Source organism: Flagellimonas sp. (assembly GCF_965233845.1).
Taxonomy (GTDB): domain Bacteria; phylum Bacteroidota; class Bacteroidia; order Flavobacteriales; family Flavobacteriaceae; genus Flagellimonas.
The window spans coordinates 1304804-1317385 of record NZ_OZ247584.1; the positions used below are offsets into that span (position 1 = coordinate 1304804).

Consider the following 12582-nt stretch of genomic DNA (forward strand, 5'->3'; position numbering starts at 1 on the left):
ATTTAATAAAAATGACAAACAAGATTAATTTTTTAATTATCGCAATGGCATTAGGTCTTCAAATAGCCAATGCCCAACAGAAATATACGCCAGATTGGGAATCATTGGATAAAAGACCTGTTGCGGATTGGTTTGAAGATGCCAAATTCGGAATCTTCATCCACTGGGGCCCCTATTCAGTTCCTGCTTGGTCACCAAAAGGAACCTATTCGGAATGGTACCAACATTGGATGCAAGGTCGCACCCTTTTTGGTAACGGTAGTTTTAAGGGCGATGAGGTGTACCAATACCACAAAAAGACCTATGGCCCCCATTTCAGTTATTACAATTTCGGTGAAATGTTCAAGGCCGATCAATTTGATGCCAATGAGTGGGCTTCGCTTTTCGAAGAAGCGGGCGCCAAGTACATCATGCTTACTTCCAAACACCATGATGGATTCACGCTATGGCCAAACAAACAAGCCAATGATAGGGGTTTTGCCTGGAACAGTATGGACATTGGGCCAAAGCGTGATTTGGTGGGAGAGTTGAGCAAGGCCGTTAAAAATACCACAGTGAAAATGGGGCTGTATTACTCTCTTTACGAATGGTACCATCCCTGGTGGCAAAATGATAAGAAACGTTTTGTGGAAGAACATTTTATTCCCCAATTCAAAGACCTTGTCCAAACCTATGAGCCCGATGCCATTTGGGGGGATGGAGACTGGGATATGAAACCGGAGGATTGGAAAACACCTGAACTCCTGGCTTGGTTGTTCAATGAGTCCAAAATAAAGGACAAAGTGGTCATCAATGATCGTTGGGGAGATGGGGTGCGTTTTAACCATGGAGGGTACTACACTGCTGAGTATGGGGCCCATGAGGCATATGAAAAAGCTTGGGAAGAATGCCGGGGCATGGGATTCTCGTTTGGATATAATCAAAATGAAGATGAGCAAGATTACAACACTACGCGCTCCTTGGTACTTATGCTCGTAGATATTGTTAGCAAAGGGGGAAATCTACTTCTGGACATAGGCCCTGATGCACGTGGTAATATCCCGCCCATCATGCAGCAGCGCCTAAAAGAAATGGGTGCTTGGTTAAAAGTGAACGGAGAAGCCATTTACGGGACCAGGGAATGGGATGAAAGCAATGTGCAATGGTCTGACGGAGATCAAAGCTTCGAGAAAACCACACATTATCTCGGAGGGGATTATATTTTAAAACAGACCATAGACCCCGGACCGGGAAAGGCTGTGAAAGAAGTATTCTTTACATCCAAAGGAAATAATTTATACGCTATCGCTCCTAAATTTCCTAAAGGAAAATTGGTGGTAAAGGGGGTAAAGCCCTCTAAGAAGACCAAAGTGACACTACTTGGCCATGACAAGGAATTGATGTACACCGCAGAAGGAAGGAACTTGGTTGTTGAAGTTCCTTACTTGACCTACGATGAGCTGCCATGCCAACATGCGTGGAGTTTTAAAATAACCGAAATCAAATAAAATAAACCATACAAAATGAAAAATCTTTTGAACGTAGTTGTTTTGTTACCATTCATTACACTTGTTGGGTGCAATCAACCGAAGGAGGGGAAAGCGTTTACTCCCAGCGACATTGAAAAATACTATCTGGCCGCACCCGAAGGTGTCGAGACCCGTTGGATAAGCTCAGAGAACAAAAAAGGAGAAAAAGGTAAAGGGGGATTAACCAATAAAGGAGCCAAGGGAGATGCTTTTAGCATGATCGGTCCTAAGGATACCCTTGTTATTTTTGATCAACAAGGTCCGGGCATAATTACGAAAATATGGGCGGCGAATTCCTTTGGGTGGTCTCATGAAAACCGTAGAAAGGTAAGTATCAATATGTACTGGGATGGGGAATCCAAACCAGCTGTTTCTGCTCCTTTTACAGATTTTTTTGGTATCGGTTTGGGTTTGATGCGCCCCTTTGAAAATACTTTTTTCTCCATGCCAGAAGGAAGGTCGTTCAATTGTGCCATACCCATGCCTTTCAGAAAATCGGGTAGAATAGAAATTGTGAACGAGTCCGATGCATTCTTAATGTTCTATTACAAAGTGAATATGGTAAAGATGCCCAAGCTCGATAAAGATGCTATGTACTTCCATGCCTACTGGAACAGGGATACGGCCACAACCAAGGGCGTGGATTACACCATTTTGCCCAAGATCGAAGGAAAAGGTCGATATATGGGCACTAACATTGGCGTAGTCGGAAATGAGAAATACCGGGGAACCTGGTTTGGGGAAGGAGAGGTAAAGATTTACAAAGATGGTGACAGCTCCTTTCCAACTTTGGCCGGAACTGGTACGGAAGATTATATTGGAACCGGGTGGGGGCAAGGAGAATACAATAATATGATTCAAGGTAGCACCGTATCCAATAAACAGCATGATATCTATACCTTTTACAGATTTCATACCTATGACCCCGTTTACTTCCATGAAGACTGTAGGGTTACCATACAGCAAATAGGGAATTCAACAAAAGAGAACATCAACAGATTAAATGAAAATGGGGCGGATATTACTCCGGTTTGGGCCTATGTGGAGTCAGATGGCTATGATGCCGCAAAGCGATACATGGAAATGGAAAACCCGCCCAAGGTAACCGATGAGGAGTTCCCAAGTGCCACCTCTACAAACTTTTACCGTAGTGACGATGTTTCCGCTACCGCCTATTTTTATTTGGATAGACCCTCTACCAACTTACCTTCTTTGCCACCGGTTGAGCTAAGAATGAAGAATTTAAAGGAAAAGGTCTATGGCCGGGTGGGTAATTAGTGTAGAAAGGAAAACCCCAACGACAAACAATGCTGAACGGTATCCACAAAAATTTCTTCGGTGACATGGCAAGCCTATGCGTGCTATTGTCTTGCAGGCAGATGAATTTCATCAAAGAAATTGGAATAGACGTTTTGGGTAATATGACAATGGCCCTTTTCAACGAAAAGCCTATGGATCTATGATAGGGAATTATGGTCATAGCCCATATACAGAGGCACTGGGGAAGGCATTGGAACATTAACAATTGATGATTGCGGAAATGGAGCTCCTGTGGAAGCCTACAATCATGTGGTGGCCCATTCGCATTTCAATGTTTGATATAAAGTAACGGTACTTTTTTGCATTTGCCATCTAATAAAACAGAAAGGAATGTTTTTGAATATGAAATTTAAGATCAAGAAATACGTGTTGCTGACGTTGTTGGGCATGGTGTTGGTCGGTGTCTCTTGTGAAAAAGACCTGCAACAATACGACATAACTGTTGAATCATTGTTACGGGAAATGATCGATAGGGATGTCCTGGCTAAGCTGGATTCTGTACCTTATAAATTACTTCAGGTAAGTAGTTATTCCAAAAAGGCCGTGTCTTCCGATCAACCTGGTTGGTTTGATAATGGGGATTCACACGTGTTCCCAATGGATTCAACAGGAGCGTCAAACGAGCATGTGATTATGGATGTGGACGGACCGGGTGCCATCGTTCGAATTTGGAGCGCATGGAATCCACAACCTGAAACCTTCTCCGATGGAACATTGCGTATCTATTTTGATTATGCAGAAACCCCACAAATTGAAGGAAATATAGGAGAGGTGATTTCTTCGAATACTTACTTGGGCGCCCCGCTTTCAGAGCGAGCTTCTTTGTTCCTGGAAAATGAAAAATGGTATTCCGGTCACAATCTTTATTTCCCCTTAACTTTTGCTAAACACATAAAAATTACATACCAAAAAGGGGATGAGAGGGTAAGGGATGCAGTATACTACAAAATAGACTACCGAAAATATGATGACAATGTAACCGTAAGGTCCTACCAAAAAGGAGATTTGGAACAAGGTGTGCACAAAGATCTTGTTGCAAAGGTGAAGACCGATTTAGTGAATGCACAACCAGATTTGGGAAAGCTCGGGATAATTAATATGACCGGTGAAGTAAAGGTGGGAAATTCCCTTTCAACAACCCTTGAAGGAAGTAAGGCCATTAAAAAACTTGTGGTGAAACTCAAGGCTGAAAACTTGGAGCAAGCATTACGTTCTACCGTTCTTGAAATGGAATTTGATGGCAAAAAAACGGTTTGGACACCCATTGGGGATTTCTTTGGAACCGGATATAAAATAGCACCCTACCAATCCAGATATAGTGCAGTGCGTAAAGATGGGGAAATGATCTCCTATTTTCCCATGCCCTTTCAAAATTTGGCAAAAATTACGGTACATAATTTAGGGGAACAGTCAGTTGAACTAACAAAGTTCGATATACACAGTGACCCTTGGCAATGGGATGGACGGAGTTTATACTTTCATTCAAACTGGAGGATTTATTCGGATATCAAAACAAACAAAAAACAAGACATCAATTACATCAACATTTCCGGTAAGGGAAAGCATGTTGGGGATGTGTTGACGCTCTTCAATAATAGCTATTACTGGTGGGGCGAGGGCGATGATAAAATCTATGTGGATGGTGAAACGTTTCCGTCGCATTTTGGTACGGGCACCGAAGATTATTATGGATATGCTTGGTGCAGTGTTGTGGATTTCCATACCCCGTTCAATGCCCAACCCACTGGAGATGGGAATAGAAGTCCTGGGATGACGGTCAATAGCCGCTGGCGTACATTGGATGCCGTACCTTTTAATACCTCATACAGATTTGACATGGAATTGTGGCATTGGGATGAACGCACAAAAATGGACTATTCCCCAACCGTCTTTTGGTATGGAACCAAAGAATCCAAAGCAGAGGTAAGGGAAGATATCGAAGGAGTGAAGCTCCCTGTAAAGCATGCGGAGCGCTTTGAAGGGGAAAGCTTCAAGGTAAAACGAATAACCGGAGGGGAAACCTTGGTAGAGGCATTTCTGTCCTACGACTGGAGTGGCCGTAATCACTTGTTCTGGAAAAATATTAAAAAAGGAGATGAACTAGAGACGGTCTTTTATTCTGAAAAGGAACGAAAAGGAATACTGGAGGTCATATTTACACACGCTCCCAAATATGTAGTCGCAGATGTGTATTTGAATGATGAACCCATCTTTGAAAACCTTGATCTGTACGGGGATAAAGTAAGTCTCAAGAGCTACACTTTCAAAGACGGTTTGATAAAGAAAGGTGATAATGTGTTCAAACTCGTGGTGAAAGGCTCCAATCCGAAGATTCGGGAAGCCAATGAGCTGGGGTTTGATTACCTAAGAATAGAGATGAAATAAAATAAACTAAAATAAAATATGAAAATGTTAAAGTATGCCCTGATAGGATGTTTATCCGTGTTTCTCACCAAACTTTATGGTCAGGAGATTCCCGATTACCGAAAACGGGAAGGAACAAGACAGATTCACCTTGATTTTCACACCTCGGAAGCGCTGCTGGATATAGGTGGGAAATTTAACAAAAAACAATTCCAGGAGGCCCTAAAAGCCGGGAATGTAAATTCCATCAACATCTTTGCAAAAGGACACCATGGATGGTCTTACTACCCAACCAAAATAGGAAGCCAACATCCCAATCTCGATTTTGATTTGCTGAAAGCCCAGATAGAGGCATGCCATGAAATAGGTGTGCGGGTGCAGGCTTACTTCACTATAGGTTGGTCGGTAAAAGATGCTGAAGACCACCCTGAATGGGTGTTCTTGGGTAAGGATGGAAGAGATAATTACACCGAACAGAAGAAGGCTGCAAATCCAACAGATGCCATGCCTTGGGGGTGGCCCGTACTTTTTCCGGAAGGAGCTTACCTGGACCTTATTCTAAAACAGACGGAAGAACTCGTGACCCAATATGACATCGATGGACTTTGGTATGATATTATTCCATTGAGTAGCCCCAACTACAATGAATGGAGTAAAAAAGACATGGAAGCCAAAGGTATCGATTGGCGGGATGATAAGGCGGCCAACGATTACCATGTGCTGAAAACAAAAAAGTTTTTGGATAAAACTAGGAAAATGATTCTAAAGCACATTCCGCATGCATCAGTTTTTTATAATTGGACGACCCACCTTGGATTTGGGAATGCATTCAACCATGAATTGTACAAGTACAATACCAAGGTGGATTTAGAGGACCTGCCTACCGCATGGGGCGGTTATGATATTTTCCCGTACCGGGCAAAGTATTTTACCAATACAGGAATGGATATGGTGGCTATGAGTGGAAAATTCCACAAGGCATGGGGAGAATTCGGAGGTTTTAAGCATAAAGATGCTATCTGGTACGAGGCAGCGGCCATGGTGGCTTTTGGGGCATCGGCAAATTTTGGAGATCAGTTACATCCCTCCGGGGAATTGGAAATGGCTACGTACAAGAACATTGGACATGCCTTTGACTATGTGAAAAAAATTGAAGATTACGGCGTGGGTGCGGATCATGAGGCCGTGGTTGGGATGTGGTTTACCAAAGATTCCTCAAGAGACGAGGGGATGGCCCGGATGCTGATGGAGAATCAAATCAATTTTGTGATCGCCAGTAACTTAAAGGATTGGTCGGGATTGCAAGCCATCATTGTTCCAAGTAGGGTGGAATTGTCCCCAAATGAGATTTCCAGGCTCGAAAAGTTTCAGGCCAGGGGAGGAAAGCTATTGGTACTTGGAAAAGGTGCATTTGATACCCAGAAAAAACAGTTTCAGCTTGATCTAGGCGTTGAATTCATCGGAGAAGCACAATATGATATTGACTATCTGTACGGCCTTGGCCCTAAAATGGATAATTTGATTTCATCCCCATTTCTCAATTACGAGCCTGGTGTGCGTGTAAAAGCCGAGGCAGGGGCTAGAACAATAGCCGCTATTCGTGAGCCATATTTTAGTCGTACATGGGAGCATTTTACGTCCCATGCCAATACACCTTATCGCCTAGAAGATGCAGCACATCCAGGAGTGGTGAAAAGCGGGAACAATGTGTACATCGCCCATAACCTGGACAGGATGTACTACAGGGAAGGTGCAAGGGTACACCGGGAAATATTTACAGAAGCATATAGGGCTTTGGAAGTGGAGCCTATGGTTGAGGTGGATCTTCCAAGCCTTGGTCGAATCAATCTTCTGCATCAACCCGAGAAGAAAAGATATGTATTGCACCTATTATACGCAGCACCTATCCAAAGAGGTAGCGTGAAGGTTATTGAAGATTTGGTTCCACTGTTCAATACGCCAGTAGTGCTGAATTTAGGGAAAAAGATAAAAAAGATGTATACTGTTCCCAATGGCAAGAACTTGAAATATGAAGTAAAAGAAGGTAAGGCTCATTTTATGGTTCCCGAATTTACGGGACATACCGCTGTAGTTATCGAGTACTAAAAATATGAATGCTGGCCAATGACATAAAATCAAGGTTATGGAGAAAATAAAAATGGGACCAACGGGATTTGTTAAACTGAAAATTGTGAGCGTCATGTTGGCCATATCCCTCGGGGCATGTCAAAAACCGTCTTATGAGGTAGCGTTCACCTTTGTTGATCCTTTGGAAAAAGTACTGCCCGAGGCAGCTTATTTTGTTGATGCGCCGGCCCACGCCGATGTGGTACGGGGTGAACATGCGAGCTTCCAGTTTGCGGTAAGGAGCAATTTGAGTATCCAGAATCTTAGGGTAAGTGTTGCCACTCCAGAAAAAGAGGGGATCCTGCTTTCCGATATCAAAAAAGGATTTGTAGGTTATGTAAAGGTGGGGCGAACCAATCCTGAACCCTCCAAGGATATTTTGCGCTCTTCATCTGGTTATTTTCCGGACCCAATCCTGTATAAGGAGTCCACTGACGTTCCCTTTGGAACGACACAGCCCATTTGGCTGACCATAAAAATTCCAACCGATGCCCCAACTGGAGTGTACCATGGAGAGGCCAGGATTACCGGTGAAATAGATGGAAATGTTTTTTCTCAAACTATGCCGTTCACATTGGAAGTGTTTAAACCCGTGATCCATAAAACTTCGCTCTGGGTAACAAATTGGTTTTTTCTTGATAACCTGAAATACCTCAACAATAATGAACCTGTTGAGGAATACAGTGCTGTTTATTGGAAACTTGCACGGGTAATGGCCAGAATCTTGGCAGATTATAGGCAGAATATGGCCATGATTTCACCCTTGGACCATACTCGATTTGAACAAAAGGATGGTATTTGGAGTTTTGATTTCACCAATTTTAACAAGCTTGTAAGGCTGTTTCAAGAAGAAGGCGTCATTGGCCGATTGGAAGGGGGGCATTTTGGCAATCGTATCGATGGTAGTTGGACTGGGGCATTTGGATTAAAAGTCCCCATTGTGGAAAAAGATACCACCTATATGGAAACCAAACCTATAGCTGATTTGGAAACCCAAAACTTTTACGACCAGTTTTTGCCAGCGCTCCTAAAAAATATTGAAAGCAATGGATGGGCAGGTCAGTACGTACAGCACATTGCTGATGAACCCATAGATGCAAATGCTGCTTCATACATTGCAATCTCTGATTATGTAAGAAGCAAAATACCCGGCGTTAAAATTATAGAAGCCTGCCATACGTCACAATTGAAAGGCAAAATCGATATTTGGGTGCCTCAAATGAACTATCTGAACGAAGACCTGGATTTCTACAAAGAACAACAGGCCAACGGGGACGAAGCATGGTACTACACTTGTTTGGCGCCCAAAGGCGAATACGCGAATCGTTTTGTGGAACAGCCCTTGATCAAGACCCGACTGCTCCACTGGGTAAACCACAAATATGGAATTCCAGGTTATCTCCATTGGGGTTTTAATTATTGGGATTCCAAAGGTGGAATTACAGTTTCAGGGAATCCGTATGGTGATGTGTCGGGACTGATAGGCTCTTCGGGAAACGTGCTTCCCGGAGGAGACTGTTGGATAAGTTACCCGGCAAAGGATAAAATATTCCCCTCCATTCGGTTGGAAGCCATGCGCGACGGTATTGTGGATTATGAACTGCTGAAAATGTATGCGGAAAAGTTTCCTGAAGAAGCAAAGGAACTGATTGGCACCACTGTATACAACTTTGAGCATTACGATACCAATATTGGAGATTTCAGAAAAAAGAGGAGAAAAATGCTGGAAGCATTAAGCGTGGAATAATCAAACAATTAAATGAAAACAATGAGAACCGCTGTTATGATTACCGCCTTGTTGGTGATTGTAAGCAGTATTAAAGCCCAAAACAATAGAAAGAGCAGGCATATTGTAAATCAAGTGGATATCCCATTTTTAAAAGGAGAGAGTCGCCAAATATTTGAGGCCAAACCTTCCCCCGATTTTGATGGGAACGAATGGTTTACCAACGACCATTGTTTTATTGTTGATAAAAAGGGCAAACTGCATTGGTTTGGTATCAATAATCCTTATCCCCCGGAAGGGAAGGAACTGTATCGCTACCATCCGTATTTGGGACACCTTAGTAGCGATGATGCCACCCAAAATTGGAAACGCGAAGAAATGGCCCTTTCGGAAATAGACGGTACGGAATACTTAGGAGCCCCTTATGTCATTTATCATGAAGCGTCTGACAGGTATGCCATGGTTCTTGAAACCTATTTGAAGGGTACAAGGCGTTTGGAAGTAGCTTGGTCCAATGATCTTTACACATGGGAACGGACCTACAAGGCCATTTTGCCAAACGACCTATGGATCTCATCTAGGGATCCACATATTATGAAGGGCCCGGATGGCAAGTATTGGATCCATATCGTGTCCACAGGAAACAAGGGTGTAAAACAATCCCAGGTTCTGAGAATACGTACCAGGGACTTTGTAAACTTTGAAACCCCCGAGACCATATTGGGTATTAATGATAACAACTTCGCCACCTTAATCGAATCGCCAAGTGTGTACAAACGTGGAAACATCTGGTACTTGTTGTTCACCTATGCCCACAGGAGATACACCGAGACCATTGTGGTCGCATCGGAAAACCCTGATTACTTTGACTATGGGAATAATGTGGTGACCACCTTGTTCGGTCATGCCGCCAAGATATTTACTTATAAGGGAAAGGAATATATTTCCTCCTGCGGTCCTGAAGATCGACACTATTACCAATACCAATCCGTGACCTTGGCGGAATTGGGATGGGTAAATCAAGATGAACAAGTAAAAGATAAAAAGTGAAATTTAGCCTGCAGCGTAAATTGCTTATGTCATTATGGGATAAACAAACGTTGAATCAAAAAAAAATGAAAAACTGGAAAGCCCTTGTATTGGCAGTTTTTATTTGTGCTTGCCAATCGAAAAAAGAAGCCAAAGAGGCCCAAACCGTTGTAGAAGAAGTTACAACAAAGCCTTTGGTTCCAACCGTGGTGGGCGAATGGAAGCACATCTTTAATCCAAATGACACTCGGTCTGAAATTGATACTACCTGGTACACCAATGACCACGGATTCGTGAAGGGATCTGATGGTAAATGGCATGCTTATGGTATAATTGGACATGCCCCTATCAACCCATGGACTGGGGAAAACAAGCTTTTTCATATATCCGCTATAGACCTTTTTTCCGATAAGTGGGAAGATCATGACTATGCACTGAGAGCGAAAGAAGGTGTGGAAAGGGTTCTTTGGGCACCCCATATTTTTAAGGAAGGAGACGAATATATCATGTTTTATAATGCAGGAAACCTTCAACCCCATGCCCCTAACTATGCTTCTTGGGGAACCCTTCATAAAGCAACGTCCAGAGACATGTTCAATTGGGAGCGGCACACCCTCAATCCACTTTTTAGTGATCCCGGACATGCCAGGGATTCTTATGTGATGAAGTATAATAATGAGTATTACTTTTATTATACCCGCACCTTTAGCGAAGTCGATTTGCGATCATGCGTAGCCGTTAGAAAAGGTCCTGATACCGATCATTGGAGTGGACCAAAAATTGTGCACACCCAACCATATGAAGTGGAATGGGGAGGGGATGCGGAGAGCCCAACGGTGATATATAAAGATGGACTGTTCTATCTCTTTATTTGTTTAGCGATGACGGAGTATAACCTTACCCATGTCTATTGGTCCGATGATCCAATGAACTTTCCAAATGAAAATTTGGTGACGACATTCGAAGATATTCATGCTGCAGAGGTCATTAAAGATGGTGAAGATTGGTACATTTCCAATACTGGCTGGGACAAGAAGGGACTTTATTTGGCCAAAATGGAGTGGCGGAAAGATTGAGTAGGTGCAATTCACACATATATTTGGGCTCTAAGCCTTTGAAATAAAGATGGGTTCCGGAGCCTCAATCTATTACATGGATTGTGCAACTCCCAATGTGGTGTATAAGGATTCATTGATTGCCAATTGCCTTTCTGTAGGCAGCGGGGGATATTTTCATTTCCTTGGAAAATACCTTGGTAAAATGATGACGATCAGAGAACCCACAATTAAATGCTATGGTATCAATGCTTCTATCCGTATCCAAAAGTAAATTGTTCGCTTTTTCCAAACGCATTTGTTTGATAAAGGTACTGGGGCTTTGTCCAATGTTCTTATGGAACAATCTAAGAAAGGAGCTTGGCGAGACCATGATTTTTTCAGACAAAACTTCATTGGTCAGTTTGGAATCAAGGTTTTGTTCAATAAACTCCATGACCATTCTGATTTTTTCGTTGGTTTTCTTTTTGGACCAAACCGAAAGAGGGAGCCTATTGACCATTGAAAGAACAAGGTTGTATATTATCAGGGATTGTTTTATGGAAAAATTGGCCGAATCATTGATTAATCCACCTGTGATCAGATCCAGTTGATTCCTTTCTTGTTCGGTCAATTGCAGTGGATAGACCCCAGGTGTCACTTGATCAAAGGGATGGCCCAGATTGAAATGCACAAAAAAATGTATAATGTTCCCTATTTGCTCGTGATGGCTTTCTTCTTCCCTGGAATTGATCTTACCACATTTAAAATAATAGTCAGTATTGTCTTGAAACTTAAAGGTTTCAATATTATTGGAGAAAGGGGTAAACGGGGGAATTAAGTAAATTTTGTCCGGGGTAAGGTAAATTTTCTCATTGAAATGGACATAGGCCCCTTGATTTTTGTTCCAGTATAACCTCCAAAATGGAAAGGACATTTTTTTCCCTTTCCACGCTTCGAACCACCAATATCTGCAACAGAGTACCTGAAACTTGAGTTTTCTGAATATTTGATGGTCAGTGGAGGGATCCCCACTTTTTGAAATTTGCCTGGCGATTAACATACGGAGTAAAATTATACATAAATCATTGGATATTTTTCTCCATAGCCCAATTTTAAGGGTTAAAGTCCGAGGAGCTAATGGAACTTTTAAGCTTGTAAGCTCAGCATACTACTTACCATTGGTCGGTTGTTGACCTGATAATTGGCAATGCCCAACAGGATGCCCTTTAGAATCAGTACTGCCTTGCTTGCTTTTTAAACCAGATAAAACCGGGTGTAAAAACGTACACAAAATTGATCAAGGTTTACACTAAATCCATCCCATATGCAAATATCTTTGATTTCAAACTGTTGTTTTAACAGGTAAAAGCATGTAAACGGGAAGGTCTCCTGCACTTTTTGCTAGTAATACATTGCTTAGGGAAATGTGGAGCTTAGAAAATGGACCGGTTGATCCGATTGCTGATGAAAT

The 12582-nt window shown here is 42.4% G+C and carries 8 protein-coding genes; 7 read left to right on the forward strand and 1 reads right to left on the reverse strand.

Annotation, left to right across the window (positions count from 1 at the left end; genetic code table 11):
- Positions 1-11: 11 nt before the first annotated feature.
- The 7 genes from ACO6S0_RS05815 (at position 12) to ACO6S0_RS05845 (ending at position 11150) form a co-directional block, all read left to right on the forward strand.
- Complete coding sequence (locus ACO6S0_RS05815; RefSeq protein ID WP_422351057.1) at positions 12-1487, forward strand: alpha-L-fucosidase; 1476 nt, start codon at positions 12-14, stop codon at positions 1485-1487.
- 15 nt (positions 1488-1502) lie between these two features.
- The gene (locus ACO6S0_RS05820) at positions 1503-2786 is read left to right on the forward strand and encodes a glycoside hydrolase family 172 protein (protein ID WP_422351058.1); all 1284 of its coding nucleotides are present in this window, start codon (positions 1503-1505) and stop codon (positions 2784-2786) included.
- 384 nt (positions 2787-3170) lie between these two features.
- A complete protein-coding gene (locus tag ACO6S0_RS05825; protein WP_422351059.1) occupies positions 3171-5213 on the forward strand; it encodes a glycoside hydrolase family 172 protein in 2043 nt (680 codons plus the stop codon).
- 18 nt (positions 5214-5231) lie between these two features.
- Positions 5232-7298, forward strand: coding sequence for an alpha-L-fucosidase (locus ACO6S0_RS05830; RefSeq protein WP_422351060.1), 2067 nt, complete (start codon positions 5232-5234; stop codon positions 7296-7298).
- 37 nt (positions 7299-7335) lie between these two features.
- Positions 7336-9066 (forward strand): glycoside hydrolase domain-containing protein, encoded by a 1731-nt coding sequence (locus ACO6S0_RS05835; protein WP_422351061.1) that lies wholly within the window; start codon positions 7336-7338, stop codon positions 9064-9066.
- 12 nt (positions 9067-9078) lie between these two features.
- Positions 9079-10095 carry a hypothetical protein gene (locus ACO6S0_RS05840; protein WP_422351062.1) on the forward strand — a complete coding sequence of 339 codons (1017 nt, stop codon included), beginning with the start codon at positions 9079-9081 and terminating at the stop codon, positions 10093-10095.
- 65 nt (positions 10096-10160) lie between these two features.
- Positions 10161-11150: a hypothetical protein gene (locus ACO6S0_RS05845; protein WP_422351063.1), complete on the forward strand. Its 990-nt coding sequence runs from the start codon at positions 10161-10163 to the stop codon at positions 11148-11150.
- A gap of 112 nt (positions 11151-11262) precedes the next feature.
- Here ACO6S0_RS05845 and ACO6S0_RS05850 read toward each other — a convergent pair whose 3' ends face one another.
- Positions 11263-12045: a helix-turn-helix domain-containing protein gene (locus ACO6S0_RS05850; RefSeq protein WP_422351064.1), complete on the reverse strand. Its 783-nt coding sequence runs from the start codon at positions 12043-12045 to the stop codon at positions 11263-11265.
- Between the last annotated feature and the right edge of the window lie 537 nt (positions 12046-12582).

Bases quoted from the DNA above. Each gene is read 5' to 3' on its own strand.
- ACO6S0_RS05815 (WP_422351057.1), top strand. From the start codon at position 12: ATGACAAACAAGATTAATTTTTTAATTATCGCAATGGCATTAGGTCTT.
- ACO6S0_RS05835 (WP_422351061.1), top strand. From the start codon at position 7,336: ATGGAGAAAATAAAAATGGGACCAACGGGATTTGTTAAACTGAAAATT.
- ACO6S0_RS05825 (WP_422351059.1), top strand. From the start codon at position 3,171: ATGAAATTTAAGATCAAGAAATACGTGTTGCTGACGTTGTTGGGCATG.
- ACO6S0_RS05830 (WP_422351060.1), top strand. From the start codon at position 5,232: ATGAAAATGTTAAAGTATGCCCTGATAGGATGTTTATCCGTGTTTCTC.
- ACO6S0_RS05820 (WP_422351058.1), top strand. From the start codon at position 1,503: ATGAAAAATCTTTTGAACGTAGTTGTTTTGTTACCATTCATTACACTT.
- ACO6S0_RS05845 (WP_422351063.1), top strand. From the start codon at position 10,161: ATGAAAAACTGGAAAGCCCTTGTATTGGCAGTTTTTATTTGTGCTTGC.
- ACO6S0_RS05850 (WP_422351064.1), bottom strand. From the start codon at position 12,045: ATGTCCTTTCCATTTTGGAGGTTATACTGGAACAAAAATCAAGGGGCC.
- ACO6S0_RS05840 (WP_422351062.1), top strand. From the start codon at position 9,079: ATGAAAACAATGAGAACCGCTGTTATGATTACCGCCTTGTTGGTGATT.